Annotated in this window: 20 protein-coding genes; 9 read left to right on the top strand and 11 right to left on the bottom strand. The window is 45.6% G+C overall.

The genetic code is table 11. From position 1 onward, the window contains the following. Window positions 1-116 precede the first annotated feature (116 nt). Window positions 117-896 (top strand): hypothetical protein, encoded by a 780-nt coding sequence (locus ACMXYP_RS04540; protein ID WP_415883827.1) that lies wholly within the window; start codon window positions 117-119, stop codon window positions 894-896. Window positions 897-996: 100 nt separating this feature from the next. Here ACMXYP_RS04540 and ACMXYP_RS04535 read toward each other — a convergent pair whose 3' ends face one another. From ACMXYP_RS04535 to ACMXYP_RS04515, 5 genes are all read right to left on the bottom strand, one after another. Beyond that, window positions 997-1,533, bottom strand: coding sequence for a DUF3833 domain-containing protein (locus ACMXYP_RS04535; RefSeq protein ID WP_415883826.1), 537 nt, complete (start codon window positions 1,531-1,533; stop codon window positions 997-999). An 89-nt stretch (window positions 1,534-1,622) separates the two neighbouring features. Then, window positions 1,623-2,096, bottom strand: coding sequence for a Cys-tRNA(Pro) deacylase (ybaK, locus tag ACMXYP_RS04530; protein ID WP_415883825.1), 474 nt, complete (start codon window positions 2,094-2,096; stop codon window positions 1,623-1,625). Window positions 2,097-2,132: 36 nt separating this feature from the next. Further along, complete coding sequence (locus ACMXYP_RS04525; RefSeq protein WP_415883824.1) at window positions 2,133-2,702, bottom strand: hypothetical protein; 570 nt, start codon at window positions 2,700-2,702, stop codon at window positions 2,133-2,135. Next, the gene (locus tag ACMXYP_RS04520) at window positions 2,702-3,241 is read right to left on the bottom strand and encodes a YSC84-related protein (protein ID WP_415883823.1); all 540 of its coding nucleotides are present in this window, start codon (window positions 3,239-3,241) and stop codon (window positions 2,702-2,704) included. Before ACMXYP_RS04520 ends, ACMXYP_RS04525 begins: the two co-directional genes overlap by 1 nt. 97 nt (window positions 3,242-3,338) lie before the next feature. After that, window positions 3,339-3,566 carry a DUF3820 family protein gene (locus tag ACMXYP_RS04515; protein ID WP_415883822.1) on the bottom strand — a complete coding sequence of 76 codons (228 nt, stop codon included), beginning with the start codon at window positions 3,564-3,566 and terminating at the stop codon, window positions 3,339-3,341. 78 nt (window positions 3,567-3,644) lie between these two features. Here ACMXYP_RS04515 and ACMXYP_RS04510 point away from each other — a divergent pair, with 78 nt between their 5' ends. Continuing rightward, window positions 3,645-3,887, top strand: coding sequence for a Rho-binding antiterminator (locus tag ACMXYP_RS04510; protein WP_415883821.1), 243 nt, complete (start codon window positions 3,645-3,647; stop codon window positions 3,885-3,887). A 20-nt stretch (window positions 3,888-3,907) separates the two neighbouring features. Further along, window positions 3,908-5,788: an MOSC N-terminal beta barrel domain-containing protein gene (locus tag ACMXYP_RS04505; protein WP_415883820.1), complete on the top strand. Its 1,881-nt coding sequence runs from the start codon at window positions 3,908-3,910 to the stop codon at window positions 5,786-5,788. Window positions 5,789-5,869: 81 nt separating this feature from the next. Here the strand turns inward: ACMXYP_RS04505 and ACMXYP_RS04500 are convergent, their stop codons facing one another. Then, window positions 5,870-6,274: a phasin family protein gene (locus ACMXYP_RS04500; protein WP_415883819.1), complete on the bottom strand. Its 405-nt coding sequence runs from the start codon at window positions 6,272-6,274 to the stop codon at window positions 5,870-5,872. A 110-nt stretch (window positions 6,275-6,384) separates the two neighbouring features. Next, on the bottom strand, window positions 6,385-6,837 hold the full coding sequence (locus tag ACMXYP_RS04495; protein ID WP_415883818.1) for a YaiI/YqxD family protein: 453 nt from the start codon (window positions 6,835-6,837) through the stop codon (window positions 6,385-6,387). A 295-nt stretch (window positions 6,838-7,132) separates the two neighbouring features. Here ACMXYP_RS04495 and ACMXYP_RS04490 point away from each other — a divergent pair, with 295 nt between their 5' ends. The 3 genes from ACMXYP_RS04490 (at window position 7,133) to ACMXYP_RS04480 (ending at window position 9,631) form a co-directional block, all read left to right on the top strand. Further along, complete coding sequence (locus tag ACMXYP_RS04490; RefSeq protein ID WP_415883817.1) at window positions 7,133-8,290, top strand: methyl-accepting chemotaxis protein; 1,158 nt, start codon at window positions 7,133-7,135, stop codon at window positions 8,288-8,290. Beyond that, window positions 8,287-9,036: a hypothetical protein gene (locus tag ACMXYP_RS04485; protein WP_415883816.1), complete on the top strand. Its 750-nt coding sequence runs from the start codon at window positions 8,287-8,289 to the stop codon at window positions 9,034-9,036. Before ACMXYP_RS04490 ends, ACMXYP_RS04485 begins: the two co-directional genes overlap by 4 nt. Window positions 9,037-9,127: 91 nt before the next feature. Further along, a complete protein-coding gene (locus ACMXYP_RS04480) occupies window positions 9,128-9,631 on the top strand; it encodes a TIGR02281 family clan AA aspartic protease (RefSeq protein ID WP_415883815.1) in 504 nt (167 codons plus the stop codon). Between the two features lie 41 nt (window positions 9,632-9,672). Here ACMXYP_RS04480 and ACMXYP_RS04475 read toward each other — a convergent pair whose 3' ends face one another. From ACMXYP_RS04475 to ACMXYP_RS04465, 3 genes are read right to left on the bottom strand one after another with little or no spacing between them, the layout of a single operon-like run. Then, the gene (locus ACMXYP_RS04475) at window positions 9,673-11,847 is read right to left on the bottom strand and encodes a tRNA(Met) cytidine acetyltransferase TmcA (RefSeq protein ID WP_415883814.1); all 2,175 of its coding nucleotides are present in this window, start codon (window positions 11,845-11,847) and stop codon (window positions 9,673-9,675) included. Window positions 11,848-11,890: 43 nt separating this feature from the next. Beyond that, window positions 11,891-12,127: a TfoX/Sxy family DNA transformation protein gene (locus ACMXYP_RS04470; protein WP_415883813.1), complete on the bottom strand. Its 237-nt coding sequence runs from the start codon at window positions 12,125-12,127 to the stop codon at window positions 11,891-11,893. A 13-nt stretch (window positions 12,128-12,140) separates the two neighbouring features. Then, complete coding sequence (locus ACMXYP_RS04465; RefSeq protein WP_415883812.1) at window positions 12,141-13,535, bottom strand: GGDEF domain-containing protein; 1,395 nt, start codon at window positions 13,533-13,535, stop codon at window positions 12,141-12,143. Window positions 13,536-13,706: 171 nt separating this feature from the next. On the opposite strand from ACMXYP_RS04465, the gene ACMXYP_RS04460 reads away from it, so the two are divergent. From ACMXYP_RS04460 to ACMXYP_RS04450, 3 genes are all read left to right on the top strand, one after another. Further along, window positions 13,707-14,183: an NYN domain-containing protein gene (locus tag ACMXYP_RS04460; protein ID WP_415883811.1), complete on the top strand. Its 477-nt coding sequence runs from the start codon at window positions 13,707-13,709 to the stop codon at window positions 14,181-14,183. A gap of 248 nt (window positions 14,184-14,431) precedes the next feature. Next, a complete protein-coding gene (locus tag ACMXYP_RS04455) occupies window positions 14,432-15,661 on the top strand; it encodes an acetylornithine transaminase (RefSeq protein WP_415883810.1) in 1,230 nt (409 codons plus the stop codon). Window positions 15,662-15,748: 87 nt separating this feature from the next. Then, entirely contained in the window at window positions 15,749-16,858 is a 1,110-nt protein-coding gene (locus tag ACMXYP_RS04450) for a sterol desaturase family protein (protein ID WP_415883809.1), read from the top strand. Between the two features lie 67 nt (window positions 16,859-16,925). Here the strand turns inward: ACMXYP_RS04450 and leuA are convergent, their stop codons facing one another. Further along, the gene (leuA, locus tag ACMXYP_RS04445) at window positions 16,926-18,587 is read right to left on the bottom strand and encodes a 2-isopropylmalate synthase (protein ID WP_415883808.1); all 1,662 of its coding nucleotides are present in this window, start codon (window positions 18,585-18,587) and stop codon (window positions 16,926-16,928) included. Window positions 18,588-18,618 lie beyond the last annotated feature (31 nt).

The following is an 18,618-nucleotide window of genomic DNA, read 5'->3' as shown; positions in this document are numbered from 1 at the left end:
AACCTCAAAATTCTCAACTATATTTTATTACTGAATCCACATAGAGGCAGTTAGCGACTTAATTCAGTTTCAGCCTTTATCTGGTCAGTAGTCATATCGAATAGATAGGTATGTATATGCGAGTTAAAACGTGTTTATTAATCTGCACATTAAGCCTTCCAGCCTTAGCACAAGATGATATAAACATGGACACGGTTGAGGGTGAAAAATTCGATTCCGATTCAGTGCATTTATTGACGATGCCCTACCCTCCTTATACGGAAATAGTTGATGGCAAAATAACCGGAACGTCAGTAGAGAATATCCGTTGTGCTTTTGAAGCGATGCCCGAAAAGGTTGCAATACACGCAAGGCCTTTCAATCGAGCAAAACTGCTTACAAAACAAGGTAAAGCAGACGGTTTCTTTTCAGCATCCCATAAAAAAAGCCGCGATAGTTATGCAACCCATTCAGGTGCTATAGAAACCCAGAACTGGACGTTCTTCCAACTCAAAGATTCACCTCTAGATCCTGAATCTGAAGAATTTAAACAGAACGCTGTGACCACCAGCTTTTTGGGATCAAACATGCACAGCTGGCTGCAAAGCAATGGCTATAAAGTTACCGGAAACCCGCCGACGAATAGTGAACAACTGCTGTCCATGCTTATACATAAACGTATAGATGCGTTTTTGATGAATGAGCAAGCGATGGATCATGCGATGACTGACAAACAGAGAGCGATGACCAAAAGGAAAGTAATTCACAGCCACAATTTAGGTGTCTATTTTGGCCATCATTTCCTAAGACACAATCCGGGCTTTTTAGAACGATTTAATAGTGCCTTAGCTGTGTGTACAGAAGGGAAATTTACTCACCGTTCAGAAGAAATTTCACCTGCGTACCTTAAAAAGTAGAACTGTATTGGTAACTGGATTATTGCAATAAATTCCATAAGTATCGGGGCAAGCATTATGTAATCGCCCCGGTACCTTCAACGTAAAAACCTACATCAACCTATTTTTTAACAATCGTTAGCAGCACCTGCCCAACCGAAATACCAAATTTCTTCATCTTTGACTCGTTCACAATTACTGACGGTGATACCAGATACATTCTGTCATCTATGGTCAGATCGATAGTGCCATCTTTATAAGGCGCTCTAAGAACATATTGCATAAACAACGCATTGCCACTGACCAGAGCATTTGCTGGCCCAACCACATCATTAGCCTCGGCAATGTAGTTTCCCGAACCATCAGGTGTCAGCGTCCAAACCCGGCGTTGCTTTTCACCATCATCAAAAACAAAATCTTCTTCCAATACACCAACACCCTCTCGCCAATAAGCTTTGATGTCGGCATTGAAATGGCGAATGACTTTTCCTGACCAATCCTTTACTACGCCATGGGCAGTAAGATCACCATCAAAGAACTCCTCTAAAACTAACTCAGGATCCTTATCCTTGTACGCCTCGATATTGATAGAGGAGCACCCCGTTAAAAATAGAGGGCCAATAAGAAATAAGCGGAAAAGAAAGTTTTGAACAGTCAACTTGATACTCCATATACATCAGAAATGATTACTTATGTATACGGGTAAGTCGTGTTTTGGATTGTATAACTAGGGAATCAAAAATTTTCTTAGCGCCCAATAGCTGCCATTTTTCCTGACGTTAGTTTGAGCAGATCCTCTGCTGACATCTCGATCTCTAAACCACGACGGCCTGCGCTCATACAAATGGTTTCAAAGTTGCCAGCACTTTCGTCCAAAATAAGCGGTAGTCGTTTCTTTTGGCCTAGTGGACTGATGCCCCCCACTACATAACCCGTTGCACGTTCTGCATCTTGCGGGTTTGCCATAGTAACTTTTTTTGCCTTTAACGCCGTAGCAATTGCTTTTAGATCTAGCTGACCTGACACAGGTACAACACCGACAGCGAGTTTTTTGTTGTCGCCACCGATGGCGACTAGGAGGGTTTTGAAAACTTGGGCAGGATCTAAACCCAGCGCTTGCGCAGCTTCTTCGCCGTAGGATTCAGCACTAGGATCGTGCTCATATTCATGAACTTGATAGGCTACTTTGGCTTTTTTAGCTGCATTGATCGCTGGGGTCATTCTTTATCTACTCATATCACTCAGGTCGAACAGTGTTTACTTAGCACTGCCGCCCGTTAGGATATCAGCAATATCGATGATGTCGACTACTGTGCCTTCACCTTTGCCCACTTTAATGACTTTATCTTTGAGTTTGATAATCTCAGTCGCCGCATCACCTTTGGGTAAACGAGAAAGAAGATCGTCAGGCAGATATTCAGCATTATCTCGTAAGTCTTTATCCAACACTTCTCCACGGGCTACTTTCTTTTGCCAACCTGGAGGGAGTTCACCGCCACGTTCTAACTTTTTCTGCAAACCTTTAGGCAGCTCCTTCATCTTGCCTTTGTATTTACCTGTTCCTGATTTGGCATTTTCATTGTAATAATCTTTGATGGTCTCTTTCTCTTTGTCAGAAAAGAGATCATCCAGAATAGACTTCGTATCACTTACGATGGATTGCTCTTCTTCGGTATCCTTATCTTTGTTTTTGTAGTTTTTAGCCGCTTGCTTGGCCTCTTTTTTAGCTTGATGCTTATCTGCGCCTTGGCCCGCCCACTCAGGCTTGGCAGCGTAAGCATTCAAAGCTAAACCACTCATACATAGTGCTAGAAATAGTTTCTTCATCATCTCTTCCTACTGATCTTTGATCCTTCAAGGGATAAGTTATACATCAAGCCTTTATTAGAAAAAATAAAACCAATGATTGGATCTTTAATCGTGCTGGTATCAATTTCGCCACCCGCACCTACTGTTACGACGGCAACACTGCCATCTACACCGGCTTCCCAACCATCACTCCGCTTAAATTGCTTTAAAGCTGCATCAGTCATAAACAGGATAATCTCTGACTTAATTTGAGCACCTAACTGAAACCCAATCGATGCCGCAGCAATGGTGTAATAACCGGTTGTTTTACCTTTTTCTAAAAGCTTTCCTTCACCATATTCACCACCGATGCCTATACCCGCTTTATAAACCTCGGGGAAAACTAAAACCCCTTTGGCTTGCTGGACTAAGCTTTGTCCAGCCGAGCTGTGTTGATAAAACTTTTGTAAAGCTTCTGTGCTTTTAGCGTTGATTTCAGCTTTGGAGGCTGAGTAAGCATTAAAGCTGAATAGTGCTATCCAACATGCGATTAGAAGAGATGATAGTCGTTTAAGCATGAATCCATCCTTAAGCCTATTGAGGTTGTCTAAATAATAGTCGCTCAAAGCTATGTTGGGATGGATCGTTGGGGTGATTAAATGTAAAGCAAGCGAATTAAGAATAACGAGTATTTCGTAAAGGCTGTAATACCGATTCTAAACCGTTAATACGAATCTCTAGCATCAACTCTAACAACGAGCCCAGCTCCCCCTTTGGAAAACCTTTCTTGGCGAACCAAAGCAGGTACTCTTCGGGTAGATCGAGTAGTACTCGTCCTTGATACTTACCAAATGGCATCTTCATATTAGCCAGTTTAAGTAGATGACGTTTATCCAGATCCAATGCTTTCCCCTTAACAGCCTGTTATTTCCAGTGAGCAAACAGTATTCTGTAGAAAATAATAAATAGTGGGTTTAGGCCATGGCTGACAAGCAAGCGTATCAACCTATCAATTGCGAAATTCATGACGGCTACGAGTTAGCCTGTATGCGCAACGCTATCCATCTTGTTGAATGGAAAGAAGATGATACCGCATTTAGTCAGCGCTTACGCTTTCTTGATCTGGAATATACTTCTGAAGGGGAGTTTCTGATTGCCGAAGATCAGGAAGGTAACAACTTTAGAGTTCGTTTAGATTCTATCTCTAGCCGCCTACCCTACTAATCCTCTTAAGGGCCGACGACGTGTCAGATATTCAACTCAGTGGTATTAATACTTTCCCCATAAAATCATTAGGCGGCATTAGTTTGTCGGACGCTTTTGTAACTGAGAGCGGACTGTCTTTTGACCGACGCTTTATGTTGAGCGATCCGGAAGGCGAACTACTTTCTGCTCGCCAAGTGCCATCGATGCTGCTTTTCGAAACGGTTTTACGTGAAGATGGTTTAGAGGTGATTGCGCCTGATGGCGATCACTTAAGCTTGCGCTATCCTGACTTTTTCCAAAACTACCGTCAGGTACGTGTTTGGGGAACCGAGATCAACGCTCAACATTGTGGTGAATGGCTAGATGAATGGTTCAGCGAAAAACTGGGCCGTGAATGCCAGCTTCTTTATTTTGGCGAACAATCAGAACGCGTAACCTCTCGTAGACCCGATAAGCCCGTCGCTTTTGCCGATGGTTATCCTCTACTTGTGATCTCTGAAGCTTCATTGGCTGATCTGAATAGCCGCGCTTCCACACAAGTAAATATGGATCACTTCCGTACCAACCTTGTTGTAAAAGGGTGCGAAGCTTTCGCCGAGGATAGCTGGAAGCGCATCCGTATTGGTGAAGTAGAGTTTGAGATCGTTAAAGATTGCTCTCGTTGCGTACTAACGACTATCGATCCCAAAACTGGACAGCCAGTACCTGCGGGTGAACCAATTAAAACCTTGGCTAACTACCGTAAAGGTGAGGATAACGAAGTCTATTTTGGCCAAAACCTTGTGCCTCTTAACGAAGGCCAGATTAAGCAAGGCGATACGGTTGAGGTATTAGAGGTTAAACAGCCTGCTCAATACCCCGATAATGCGCCCGTTATTAGAGACACTAACGACAGCAATAGCCAAGAAACTTGGGCCGCGACTCAGCAGGTCGATCTAGAATGTATCCGCCGCATTGATGAAACACGCGACGTAGTGACCTTCCGCTTTGCAGTACCACAGGGCCTATCAACAGATTATATCGCAGGTCAGTTTCTAACCTTAATGTTGCCGATCAACGGTGAGACAGTCACCCGCTGTTATACCGTATCTTCTTCACCTTCTAGAAGCGCTGATATCGCAATCACGGTTAAGCGCGTAACCGATGGCATCGCCTCCAATTGGCTCCATGATAATTTACAGGTTGGGGATAAGTTACCTGCCCTCGCTCCACAAGGTGAGTTCCACGAAGGCAATACAGGTAATAAACCACTACTACTGCTATCAGCTGGCAGCGGTATCACTCCTATGCTTTCGATTGCACGCGAACTAACCGATCGAAACAGCCAACGCGATGTAGTGTTTTACCACCAAGCTAGAACCGAAGCAGATCTCATCTGTGAAGACGAGCTCCTTTGGCTAGAACGCCAAAACCCGAACCTAAAGATCATCTTTAGCTTGAGCCAACCAGATGACGATTGGCAAGGCATTAAAGGCCGTATTAGCCGCAAACAGCTCATTGAGCTAATTCCGGATCTGCCAGAACGTACGGTGATGTGCTGTGGCCCTGAGGGCTTTATGGATCATGCTAAAACTTACTGCCGCCAACTAGGTCTAGCGGAGCAACAGTGGTTTGAAGAGAGCTTTGGTGCACCTCCCGGTGTTGATCCAGAAGCAGAAAAGCACAGTGTTCTGCTAACCTTTGGCGAAATTTCATTTGCCGGCGATAGCCAAACCACATTGCTAGAGCAAGCTGAAGATCAAGGAATCATGATTCCTTCCGGCTGTCGTGCGGGTGTATGTGGCGCGTGCAAAGTGACCTTAGTGTCTGGTCATGCACATCGCCAATCGGAAATTCCGCTATCTGAAGATGAGAAAGCTCGAGGCGTGGTTCTGGCGTGTAGTTGCACTCCAGAAACGGATGTCGTGATTGAGGTTTAATTTAAAACGCTAAATCGCAGACACAAAAAAGCCGATGCCCTTCTCTACATCGGCTTTTTATTATTCAGTATGAAACTGAAATTAAGCTACTTTAAGATCAGCAACTTTTTTAGCAGTTTCTTCAGCCATTTCAGTCGCTTTTTTAGCAGACTCTTCAACTGTAGCAACGTAAGCATCTTTAGCAACAGTCATAGCTGCAACGCTTTTCTCTGCAGTTTCAGCAGTTTTAGCTTCAACAGACTTGTAGAACTGAACCTGTAGGTCTAGAGCAGCTTTAGGGTCTTTGCACTCGCATAGAGTTTTGAACTGTTCAACAGAAGCGTTAGCTAGTTCTTCAACGTATGCTTTCTGAAGAGCAACCAAAGTTTCAACAGTCTTAGTGTTAACGTCTACTAGAGACTGAACTGGCTTGAATAGCTCAGCGATTTCGTTAGATAGTAGTTCAGGCTTCATGAAATCAGCGAAAGGGTTGTTAGCAGCGTACATAGTTTTGTCTCCAAAAGTTTCCGTTGCTGCGGTGCAGCAATCCATTTACAGCAAAGATAAATCTTGTACGTTTTTTAGTCAAGAACTTTTTTTGTGCGGCGCACAAAAAATTACTTTTTCAGATTTTTTGCTAAAAAACGGTCCAGAGAATTCGCAAACGCTTGGCGATCAGCCTGACTAAAAGCAGACGGTCCACCAGTCTCTACACCCGAGCTTCGCAGGGTCTCCATAAAATCACGCATAGATAACCGCTGACGAATATTTTCCGGAGTATAAAGTTCGCCGCGAGGATTTATTGCCACACCCTTGTTATCAATCACTTCTGAAGCCAATGGGATATCTTGCGTTACCACCAGATCACCCTCTTCCATTTTGGCAACGATATGATTGTCCGCTACATCAAAGCCCTGCGGTACTTGCACTGCATTGATCAACGGTGAAGGCGGTGTACTTAGGAATTGATTAGCCACCAGCGTTACAGGCACCTGTTTACGTTCGGCAGCCCGAAACAAAATCTCTTTGATAACCTTTGGACAGGCATCGGCATCAACCCAAATGTGCATAAACCCTCTCTTTTCTTTTAGCATAAAGCCCAATTATGACTGTTATTCTACATCGCTATGACAATTTAAGCCGAAAGAAATTAAAACTCTTTTAGACAATTTCGATTAATAGATAACGCTCCAGAATAAAGCCCTCGCACTGTCGCAGTGCACAAAGACGAATTAAATCCGTGCGTTTTAAAATTAGCCACCTCTCTCTAACACAACAATATCGGGCATTAGAGTAACCCCATGAAATATCTGGCTTAAGTTTTGCTAAATACCCAGATAATAGATTTTGATGGGGAGCACTAAGATGCTGCTACTAACATTTGGCTACAGCGTATTGAGCCGCTGTTCATTACTCACTTCAGGCATTTTACTGTTGTTGGGTTGGTTGCTGACAATCGCCACATTGGTAACCGGCTATATAGAAGCACTTTGGTTATTAATCCCACTTAGCTACTTTCAGCTCAGCTATATTCTGTTGAGCCAACGTCGCTGGCATAACCTTTCTCTAGTAATCGAAGCATTCTCACAAAAGCAGATGCAGTTCCGTACACGACATACCAGTTCAGACAAGCCGCTTAGAGACGCAGCACAAAACCTCTATGGTTTTGCCCGCGATTACGAAGAACTGAATACCTTAACCGATCAGCTGTGCAACGAGATGAAGTTCTCTACTCATGAATTAGAGAACTTAGCTAAGCACACCGCAAATGCCGCATCAGAACAGCAAAATCAGCTCTTAACAGTTGCCAGTGCATCAGAAGAGATGAGCCAAACCGTCCAACTGATCAGAGATCATGTGCATAACACTCAAAACAGTGCCGAAGACTCGCAGACCTTATGTAATAAAGGAACTCAGCAAGCCTCTGATTTGAGCCACGCGATCAGTGGTGTTCGTAATCAGTTTACTGATACCTGCACCAAGATTTCCCAGCTATCTGAAGAAGCTGAAGCGATTCAATCTTTCGTTAGTACAATCGAAGAAGTTGCAGCACAAACCAACTTATTGGCACTGAACGCAGCGATTGAGGCTGCACGAGCAGGTGAAGCAGGACGAGGCTTCGCCGTTGTCGCAGATGAGGTACGCCAGTTAGCCGGTAATACTGAAAAAGCGACAGGTGATATCACCCTTCTGGTTAACTCCATGCTTGCACGTGTAAATGAAGTCACTGAAAGCATGAACCGAAGCGAGCAAGAGCTACAAACCGGCTCACATACTTGTGAAGAGATGCATGACCTCCTGCAGCAGATCGAATCTGGTAGCGAGCGTAGCCTTGAACTCATTCAGGAGGTTAACTTCTCCATCGACGAACATGCCTCTGCCAGTAACGAGTTAAGTGAAAAGCTTACCGATATAGGCAACATTCTTCAGCACCACAGTGAACAAGCGCATTCCCTTACGGAGCTCACCGGCTATCTAGAAACACTTGCGCTTAAAGCAGCCACTAAGGAGGTGACATCATGATCGAGATTAGCCTTGTACTGTTTCTTTTCGTCCTAATTGGTTTAGCTAGCTGGTTTAAAAGAAGAAAATTGCGCAAAAAACGTCGCGAAAAGACACTACGCGGAATTGAACAGCTAAGCGCGCTGTTGAATCTAATCCAGAGCCTACAGCGCCACCGCGGCATCTGTGCAAATTTAGATAGCACAAACCAAGCACAACAGCGACAGCTAAGTAATGAGATCAACTCGCTATGGCGGCCACTGCTTGATAAAAGCTACGGCGGCAATGTTAAGCGAGTTAATCTGCAGTTTACCAAGTGGAAGCAGATTGAAGCAGAGCCCGCAGGCAGCTTTATGGAGCACTGTGAACTAATCGAAAAACTGCTCCACGAGCTAACCGTTATCGCAGATATCTGTTCTCTCACTGCGAGTAATAATGACCATAATGGTGAAGAGCTATGGCAAAACTTACTCCGCCGTCCCCATTTCGCAGAGTCTCTCGCGCGTTTGCGTGGTTTAGGAAATAAAGCTGCCAATCTTGGTCACTGCCCTGCTGCTGTGAGAGTTCAATTACAGTATCTCTTGGTAAATATGCGTGAAAATGAGCTTTGTGATCCTACCGTTCATGATATCGACCAATTGGTCACCCAAGAGATCCTTGAACCCGAAGTAATCAAGATCGAACCACGGGTTTATTTTAGTCATCTCACCCAAGCGATTGATCAACAGATCCAACTAACTCGAGACCATCTACAACAACTGAGTTGATGCACAGTTTAAGGATTGAATGAATCGAGGTTCTATTCTGCAAGCGAGTTCCTTACAATAAATTAACATCGATTAATTCTTGTGGGGCTGGATGGAATCTCAACACACACCAAAACGTATTGGCCAAGGAATGTGGGCCGTCGCATGGGTCCTGTTTTTAGGAATGTTGTGGCTGTTCTTTGAAGAGCAGGTAAACGACAAATACAATCCCAATCGTAATCTCGTCACCAGCGGCAGTAACGAAGTGGTACTGCAGCAAAACAGAGCGGGACACTACGTTGCACCGGGAGAGATCAACGGCCAACCGGTTATCTTTCTATTGGATACCGGCGCGACCAATATCAGCGTGCCGCAAGAAGTAGCCGACCGCATTGGCCTTAGGCCTGGGTTAAAGCGTCAGGTAGATACCGCTAATGGCGTGATTGATGTGTACAACACTGAGCTGAATACCGTCACCCTTGGTGGGATTAGCATGCAAAACGTTCGTGGGCATATTAATCCACACATGGATGGTGAAACGGTACTACTCGGTATGAGCTTTATGAAATACCTTGAGATCATTCAGAAAGGAAACACACTCACACTTAGGCGCTAACCCGCGCCTAAGTTCGTTATGAAAGTTTCTAACGAGATTAGCTAATAAACTTTTTCTAACAACAACGCCGTAATCGACTTCAGTTGGCGCATCATCTGTTTACGCCCCTGCCCTCTAACTTCCAGCTGTTCCCAGCTTTTTTGCTGTAGATTCCGCTCGATTAGCAGGGTAAATTCTTCATTTTCGAGCAACATTTCCAGCTGCTTATCTTCCACCTGATCCAAAAACTGTAAAAGCAGCTTGTGGATAGCAAAAGCACAACCTTCGTAATTACGGTTATGCACAGCAAATGCGATCAGATCAGATTGGTCATGGGCGGTTAACTCGGGAAGATAACCACCATGCTGCAACAATCGACACACTACAGGCAGGTCTAGATCAACCAAGTCATCACTCAAGCGATAATTGAGTTGCTCAATAAAGCGCTGTCTCAGCTGCTTTTCAAGGCTCTGCCCCTGCTCTGTTAAAGGCAATAGAACCAACGCAGCGTGACAACCGCTGACACTGTCTCGAGTAGAGCCCATACGTACGGTTTCAAAACCACAGTGCTGCCAAAAACTGATTAGCTCTGCACTAGCTGCAAAGCTGGCACCCAAGTAATCCCAACCTGCAGACTTCGCACTGTCAGATACAGTGGATAACAGCGCTCGACCTAAACCTTTATGCTGTAGGGCGGGGTGAATCGCTATACGCATAATCCGACCCGCCTTGAGCAAAGCTGCGCCCTTTGCACCTTCTTGCCCTACCAGTGTTTGCGGTAACAGATGGCCACGAGGGCGACGTTTACCCGACCAGATATCATCGACCAACTCTTCCGGCAAAGGGCCTTCTTCGGCGACCAGCGCAGCACCAGCTACTTGACCATCGACCTTCATTAGCCAGATATGTAGGTTGGGGCTATCTAATAACACCCTTAAATCACCGGGTGATGTACGATAGTGAGCCAACACTAACAAACCAAACAACTGCGTTAAGGTCTGATAATCTTCCGCGAGTTGATCACGATCTAACTTCTCTATCTGGCAGTCGGCAATAGACTGGTAAGTACGCTTTAGATCATCTGTCGCAGCAGGCTCAGCATTGAGTAACAGCAGATTAAAGGTCAGCTGTTCTAGCGGATCATTGCTGGCCCAACGGATCGGCTGATTCAGATGAAGCGATTTAGCATTGGGTGCATGCTTTTCCAGAACTTGCTTAAAACGAACCGCAAACCCCTGCCCTGTGCCTTCATAACCATGAATAGTTGATGCAAAGGCAATACGAGGGAAACGTTGTAGTAACTTACTTAATACAGGCACCGGAATCGCTGCCGCTTCATCCACCAGCAACACCTGTCCTTCACCTTGTTCTTGCAACGCTTGCTCTGGCGTCACGTAACGGATGCAATGACCTAAGTGACAAAGCTTACCCAGTTGATAGTCATAATCAGGCAGTAATTGATGGGCCATGTTAAAGACTTCATCTACCGATGACTGCTCGGGCGCGGTTACTAAGATATCTTGAAAATCTAGGCCTGATAGCTGTGCAGCAGCGATACCTAAAGCAACAGATTTCCCACGCCCTCTGTCTGCAGTAATCACTGCAGGGCGTCTACCCCGACGAAACTGAGATAGGATCAACTCAACCGCTCGTTGCTGATCTTTGGTTTTACTCGGCAGCACCACATTATCATCTGGCTGATCGGCCAATGCTGCGGAGCTTGGCAGCTCGGCTTCAACACCTGCAAGCGCTTGCCCTTCTCTATACACCAGCGTGTAGGCATCATCTTCTAAGATCATCGCTAGACGCGAGATAAATCTGCGACCAGCATCGGAAGAACAATAAGGATGAGCGACTAAGCTTTGATGTTCTGGATCATCAAACTCGGCCCAATGATCTAGATCGGGGCAGAGTAAAACCATCACTCCACCGCCGCTTAAAGTACCGGAGATCTGACCAAAGGCGTTGGGATTAAAACCCGACCAAGCATCAAAGATCACCGCTGAAAGCGACTGGCCTAATAACTGATGACATTGAGTGGCGCGCACAGACTGAGCTTTAATCGGCGCATGATCACTGACCCACAGCCATTCGGCTTCACCATGGGTTTCGCTACTTAGTTCTCTTGCTTGCTCGTAACACCACTTTTGAGTACCACTCACCACCAGTAATCGACGATGCTGTTGTGTTTGTGCATCCTTAAGCAATCGAGAGTACAAGGTTGTTAGAGCAGTCATCAATCAATCCTTTTCGGCTAGGTGGATCTATTAACAATGAGCTTTACGAGTCTTTGAGAAGTTTACGAAGTTCAGCTTTTCGTTCAGGCGAGAGATCACGACAATCAATATCTTCTAAAGCCCCAACCAGCGCCCACAACAGATTGATACTGACCTTACCGCCACGCATAGACTTAATCATCTTATAAGTGACTATTGGGCCAACTTGTTCTAGATCAGCTAAGGAGTAGATTTCGATCTCAGACAGCCAGCGTCGACTGACCGGCCCGATATTTCGCATCAGGCCAATCGACCTATACGTTATAAGTTAAAGGGGGCTCTTTGACACCATCCACAAACGCATGAAACTGGTTACCGCCTTTAGCTTCAGCTTCTTGCAGTTGTTGCTTCGACAATTCAAGAAGATATTCAGGGGTAAGCAAACGTGAAGGCTGCATCGTTGCCACACCGATACTTAGAGTAACGACTTTCTCAATCGACGATGCTTGATGAGGGATGCCGTGATCATAAATTGTGTTACAGCAACGTTCTGCTAATTGAATCACCATCTCATTAGTGGAAGGTAGGATGAAAGCAAACAGATGATTATCAATACGCGCGATCATATCGCCTGGACGACCCACAGAGTTTTTCAGCACACTAGACACTTCTTGAAGCATACCTTCTGCAGCCTCAACGCCATATTCATCACTGAATTCTTTAAAACTATCTATCTTCAACAACATCATGGTGAGTGGTGAAAACTCACGTACCGCACGGCGACATTCAACATCCAAGGCTTCATCAAAGTGTAATTTATTAACCAATCCTGTTAATGGGTCAGCCCAGCTTGTTTCCGCGATCTGTTCAGTCAAATTCGCTTGTTCAGTACGCAACGTTTTAACATGACGCCCCACGCGCTTCAGATAAGAAGCCACCAAGAATGAAAGCAGTAGGCCAGTCATCAAAAATAATGCAGGAGTGAAACTCATACCTGCAGCAATACGTTCTTCAGTAGCAGTGATATCTAGCGTCCATTGCTTATCCAATAGCTGAACAGAACTGGAAAGCATCGCATCCAAGGCAAGTGAAGAGTTATCGTGCGCAAGAATTACCTTCTTGTTTGCATCTAGCAGGGTGAATTGAACTTGACCTAAGGCATTTTGAAGTTGGCTTTGCTCCAGCACAGAGCTAAGTGAAATAACGCCTGCTAGCTGGGCGTTGCCAGCTTGAGCAGAAACCAATACGTAGGTTTCTTGATCTAAAGTCAGTGTCTTAACCTGCTCTGAGGAAAGACTACTTAACGCCTCAACAACTTCAGAAAGGTTAAAAATAGAATCAGTAGTAGGGCCAGCTATACGAACCGAGCTATAGTCACTTTCAATAGCTATCCCTTTCAAAGAAGTATGACGACTAAACAAGCTATTAATCGTTTGTTCAAGTCGCTCTTGATCAACCGTTGGATCTAACTGATAAACGGCCTGTAAGGTTTCTAAGGAGTAGGAATTTTGAGTTAATGACTGCTGGAATGATGCTGCTCCCTGTGTCATTTCAACCTGAAACTGTTGGATCGCTGCATCACGCTCCTGCTTAAACATAAATAGAAAAATAAGCAATGAAAACAGTGCACCGCAGATGGCAAAAACAATCGAAAGATCGATCTTTTTTCTATTCGTTTTCTGAGGGCTTGCAGCGTCTGAAGCAGACATTAAAAAACTCCGAATAATCAACCAGTAACAATCAGTAAAACCTTTTTTACTAACTCTTGCAACGATAGTGCAGACTCGGGCTTTTTTCCAGCTTTTCCGCGGCTTGCAGCAGCATATCTCAACACGAGTCTGATATAGTGCTCATTCTTGAATCATAACAAAGGCTCTATTGTGTCTCGCATTGCTATTTTTGTAGACGTCCAGAACATCTATTACACCACCCGTCAGGCGTTCGGATGCCCGTTTAACTACCGTAAATTCTGGCAAGAGATCAGCAAACAGGGAGAGATTGTTCACGCTTACGCTTATGCGATTGAACGTAAAGATGACGGCCAGAAGAAGTTTCAGGATGCACTGCGCCACATTGGCTTTGATGTAAAACTCAAACCTTACATCCAACGTAAAGACGGCTCTGCCAAAGGCGATTGGGATGTAGGCATTACTATTGATGTTATGGATACCGCACCGAATGTGGATAAAGTGATTTTGCTTTCAGGCGATGGCGACTTTGATCTGCTGTTAGCGCACATCAAAAAACGTTACGGTGTCACCACCGAAGTTTATGGCGTAGAAGCGCTCACCGCTAAATCCTTGATCAACTCAGCGGATCAATATCACTCGATCTTGCCGAACCTATTGGTTTGCTAAAAGGCATTCAATCGAGCCCTCTTGACCACAACCTAAAGTGGCTGACATACTCAGCCACTATGAAAACCACACCTAGCACACAGACTCTTACGACAAATACGTTGCGACGCCGCGTATCGGTTGCCTGTGCCTCTTTGGGTGTTGGATCTCGACGACGCAAATAACTAATAAGCGTTCCAAATTCCCAAAAAGCCGCAGGTAACCCCTGCGGCTTTTTTTTTGCTCTAAATTCTCTCAAGGATATAAAAATGACCTACTTAACTGGGGTAGCTCCCACACAATTAAGCGTTCAGGACGTGTCCATTAACAACTCACTGACCGATAAAGGCTTTGTAATGCCGATCGCACCAAGGCCAGAACTCTGCTTTACCCAAGGTAAAGGGCACTACCTGTTTGATCAGAACGGCAAACAATATCTGGATATGGTGCAAGGCTGGGCGGTGAATACCCTCGGTCACAGCCCAGATCTAATCCAGCAAGCACTAATAGAACAATCACAACAACTGATAAACCCTGGCCCTGGCTTTTTTAATCAACCGATGATTGAGCTGGCCAAGACCCTTTGTGCTAACTCAAGTTTCGATCAGGTCTTCTTTGCCAATAGCGGTGCAGAAGCCAATGAAGGTGCAATAAAACTGGCAAGAAAGTGGGGCCAGAATCACAAACAAGGTGCTTTTAAGATCATTACCTTTGAACAGAGTTTTCATGGCAGAACCTTAGCGACCATGTCCGCCACCGGTAAAGCGACCTTTGCACCATTGTTCGAACCGAAAGTGAGCGGCTTTACTAAAGCGCCCTACAACGACTTAGCCTCAGCTGAAGCTGCTATTGATCAACATACTGTCGCGATCATGCTAGAGCTTGTTCAAGGCGAAGCAGGTGTTATCCCTGCTGATAGCGAGTTTGTCAAAGGCTTAGAAGTCCTGTGTAAAAAGCACAACTTGCTACTGATCATCGATGAAGTGCAAACCGGCATCGGTAGAACCGGTAACCTCTTCGCCTACCAAGATTTAAATATCCAACCGGACATCATGACCTTAGGTAAAGGCTTAGGCGGTGGCGTCCCGATTTCAGCGTTGCTCACCAAAGCCGAGCACAGTTGTTTTGAATACGGCGATCAGGGCGGTACTTATAACGGCAACCCGCTAATGTGCACCGTCTCGCAAGCGGTTGTGAATAAAGTACTGGAACAAGGCTTTCTCGCTAATGTTGAGCAGATGGGCCAGTTACTCAGCCAAAAACTCTCTGAGCTTTCTCAGCAATACTCACTAGGCTCGGTGAGAGGCAAAGGCCTACTGATCGCTCTAGATACCGCTGAGCTATCGGCACCTCAGCTTGTGGATAAGGCAAGAGAGCTTGGCCTACTGCTAAACGCCCCGAATGAACGCACCCTGAGGTTTATGCCTGCGCTGAATCTATCTGAAAAGGAGATTGATCAGTGCTGCACTATTTTGGCTAACGCAATAGAGTCTCTCTAAATGCTTATGTTGCAGGGCAAGATGTGAATAACGCTTGCCTTGTATATAATCCCAGCACTTTAAATTGGATCACCGTAAGGACAACGGATGTTACTCAAACGCTTAGAAGGCGGCGAACTACGTTTTGGCGAAGGCCGTATCAGTGGCTATATCGCCGTTACGCTTGCCCTACTCTCACTACTCGGCGTCTGTGCCTTTCACTTCCCTGAGTATCTAACAACCCCTGAGCTGCGCGCCGCTTATGACGCCAACGTTCTGCGCACGGTGATGTTCGTATCGCTGATAATCTCGGGTAGCTTAGGCCTGCTTAACTTTGTGCGAAATACCAATAAACGCGCAGGACTGCTGGCTTGGGTCTTGATTGTGATTGCGATCGCGCTGGGCGGTCATCGAGTAGAAGTGGGTGATATCCCAACCGATACACCTTATATAGGCTTGGACTGGTTTATTCTCGATCTGCTCGGCTCCACCCTGATCTTTATCTTTATCGAGAAGATCATCCCCCATCGTAAACAAGCAATTCTACGCCCCGAATGGCAAACCGATCTGCACCACTTTTTTGTAAACCATCTCATCGTTGGTTTTGTACTACTGGTCGCGAACCAGTTTGTATCCGGTGCATTTGGCTGGGCAGTAGAACGCGGATCACAAGAACTGATTCAAGGCATTAACTGGTATGTGCAACTGTTCTTAGTGATGCTAGTCGCTGATCTGGTTCAATACGCTCTACATCGTGTATACCACGAAGTACCTTTCTTCTGGCGCTTCCACGCAATCCACCACAGTGCCAAAACCATGGATTGGCTGGCAGGCTCGCGCCAACATATAGGTGAACTGATTGCGACCCGCTGCTTTGTCTTAGCACCGATATTTGTGCTGGGTTTTGATAAAAGCGTATTGGATGCCTACATCATTATTGTTGGCTTCCAAGCAGTACTCAATCACACCAATGCCCAAATCAACTTTGGCTGGCTGAAGTACATTATCGTGACGCCACAGTTCCACCACTGGCACCACTCATCGGATAAAGCGGCGATTGATCGAAACTACGCAGCACACTTTGCCTTTATCGATTATATCTTCGGGACAGCGGTAAAAGGCCAAAAAGAGTGGCCGCAGGATTACGGCGTGGTTGGCGACTATGTGCCTGAGGGTTGGCTAAAACAGCAGGTTTTCCCGCTTCGCTCTAAAAAATAGTCTAGTAAGAAATGATAGATATTTTACAGCTACAGATCAGATCTGTAGCTGCACATTCTCTTCGATTTTAAGCCGCACTTACGGCGTTCTGATCAGCAATTCGGCTAAAGGCGATTAGCGCTGCTTGCAGCGCTGCAGCAGATGTATCTTCCTTAGTTGCGACACCTTGCGCACTGACACCGTTCACTGTCATAGCAATTGCTGCTTGCGCTTGCGCTGCTGTGCCGGTCGCGATGGCATGTTCATCAAACTGAGTGATCTCTATGGAGCAGCCATATTGTTTCTCAAGCGCATCGCTTAGCGCTTCTAGAGCTCCGGTACCTTGGCCGTTAAATACGGTGTTACCAACGCTAAATTTAGCTTCAACCTGTTGATTATCAGTGTGCAGATCGTAACGATCAAGCTGCCATTGCTCTGGTACAGCAACAAAGTGCTGTTGATAAAGTTGGTGAATCACTTCAGGAGAGATCTCGATACCCTTCTGTTCAGCGGCAGACTGCACCACTTTACTTAGCGGGATATGCATCCATTTTGGTAGTTGGATACCGTAATCACGCTCCAATACCAAGGCCACACCGCCTTTACCACTTTGGCTGTTAATACGCACAACCGCTTCATATTCACGGTTAATATCACGTGGATCGATTGGCAAGTAAGCCACATCCCAATGCAGTTGGTTGTGCTCTTGGTGGTAGTTAACCGATTTACGAATCGCATCCTGATGACTGCCAGAGAAAGCTGTATAAACCAACTCACCCGCCCACGGGTGACGGGCAGCGACAGGTAGTTCGTTACAGTACTCAACCACCTCGATAATCTCTTTGATATCCGAGAAATCCAATTCTGGATCGACACCCTGTGAGTAAAGATTCATCCCCATAGTGATGATATCCATATTACCGGTACGCTCACCGTTACCCATTAAGGTACCTTCAACACGATCGGCACCGGCCATAACACCCAACTCAGCTGCCGCAACACCGCAGCCGCGATCATTGTGGGTATGTAAGCTGATACGTACTTGATCTCGCTGTTTTAAGTGACGGCAGAAATACTCAACCTGATCGGCAAAAACATTGGGTGTGGACATCTCAACAGTCGCCGGTAGATTGATCACAATCGCCTGCCCTGTTTCTGGTTTCCACTCAGCGATGACGGCATCACAGACTTCAACCGCGTAATCCATCTCTGTACCGGTAAAACTTTCTGGTGAGTACTGGAACTCCCACTCTGTCGCAGGGTATTTAGCCGCATAATCACGCACCCACTTCGCGCCTTGTACCGCAATGCCTTTGATCTCGTCTTTGCTCATGTTGAACACTTGCTGGCGCTGGACTACCGAAGTGGAGTTATACACATGAACATTGGCGCGACGCACGCCTTCAAGGGACTCAAAGGTACGCTCAATCAAACCTTCGCGTGCTTGGGTAAGCACCTGAATAGTGACGTCTTCTGGGATTCGGTTTTCTTCAATTAGCTTACGTACAAAATCAAAGTCAGGCTGAGATGCAGATGGGAAACCGACTTCAATCTCTTTGAACCCCATTTTTACCAACAGGGTAAACATGCGGGTTTTCTGCTCTACATTCATTGGATTGATCAGTGCTTGGTTACCATCGCGCAGATCTACGCTACACCAATCCGGTGCTTTATTGATCTCTTGATCTGGCCAGGTGCGATCAGCCAAACGGACAGTTTCAAAACGACGATATTTACGATGATCAAACATAGTGCGAATCCATTATTTTTATTCAAGCAGA

Source organism: Neptuniibacter sp. QD34_54 (genome assembly GCF_047778055.1).
Lineage (GTDB): Bacteria > Pseudomonadota > Gammaproteobacteria > Pseudomonadales > Balneatricaceae > Neptuniibacter.
This window is presented reverse-complemented; position numbering and strand designations above follow the sequence as displayed.

What these genes read in the sequence shown, in the direction of transcription:
- ACMXYP_RS04540 (WP_415883827.1), top strand. Translation starts at nt 117, where the DNA reads ATGCGAGTTAAAACGTGTTTATTAATCTGCACATTAAGCCTTCCAGCC.
- ybaK (WP_415883825.1), bottom strand. Translation starts at nt 2,096, where the DNA reads ATGACCCCAGCGATCAATGCAGCTAAAAAAGCCAAAGTAGCCTATCAA.
- ACMXYP_RS04525 (WP_415883824.1), bottom strand. Translation starts at nt 2,702, where the DNA reads ATGAAGAAACTATTTCTAGCACTATGTATGAGTGGTTTAGCTTTGAAT.
- ACMXYP_RS04520 (WP_415883823.1), bottom strand. Translation starts at nt 3,241, where the DNA reads ATGCTTAAACGACTATCATCTCTTCTAATCGCATGTTGGATAGCACTA.
- ACMXYP_RS04510 (WP_415883821.1), top strand. Translation starts at nt 3,645, where the DNA reads ATGGCTGACAAGCAAGCGTATCAACCTATCAATTGCGAAATTCATGAC.
- ACMXYP_RS04500 (WP_415883819.1), bottom strand. Translation starts at nt 6,274, where the DNA reads ATGTACGCTGCTAACAACCCTTTCGCTGATTTCATGAAGCCTGAACTA.
- ACMXYP_RS04495 (WP_415883818.1), bottom strand. Translation starts at nt 6,837, where the DNA reads ATGCACATTTGGGTTGATGCCGATGCCTGTCCAAAGGTTATCAAAGAG.
- ACMXYP_RS04490 (WP_415883817.1), top strand. Translation starts at nt 7,133, where the DNA reads ATGCTGCTACTAACATTTGGCTACAGCGTATTGAGCCGCTGTTCATTA.
- ACMXYP_RS04485 (WP_415883816.1), top strand. Translation starts at nt 8,287, where the DNA reads ATGATCGAGATTAGCCTTGTACTGTTTCTTTTCGTCCTAATTGGTTTA.
- ACMXYP_RS04480 (WP_415883815.1), top strand. Translation starts at nt 9,128, where the DNA reads ATGGAATCTCAACACACACCAAAACGTATTGGCCAAGGAATGTGGGCC.
- ACMXYP_RS04475 (WP_415883814.1), bottom strand. Translation starts at nt 11,847, where the DNA reads ATGACTGCTCTAACAACCTTGTACTCTCGATTGCTTAAGGATGCACAA.
- ACMXYP_RS04470 (WP_415883813.1), bottom strand. Translation starts at nt 12,127, where the DNA reads ATGCGAAATATCGGGCCGGTCAGTCGACGCTGGCTGTCTGAGATCGAA.
- ACMXYP_RS04465 (WP_415883812.1), bottom strand. Translation starts at nt 13,535, where the DNA reads ATGTCTGCTTCAGACGCTGCAAGCCCTCAGAAAACGAATAGAAAAAAG.
- ACMXYP_RS04455 (WP_415883810.1), top strand. Translation starts at nt 14,432, where the DNA reads ATGACCTACTTAACTGGGGTAGCTCCCACACAATTAAGCGTTCAGGAC.
- ACMXYP_RS04450 (WP_415883809.1), top strand. Translation starts at nt 15,749, where the DNA reads ATGTTACTCAAACGCTTAGAAGGCGGCGAACTACGTTTTGGCGAAGGC.
- leuA (WP_415883808.1), bottom strand. Translation starts at nt 18,587, where the DNA reads ATGTTTGATCATCGTAAATATCGTCGTTTTGAAACTGTCCGTTTGGCT.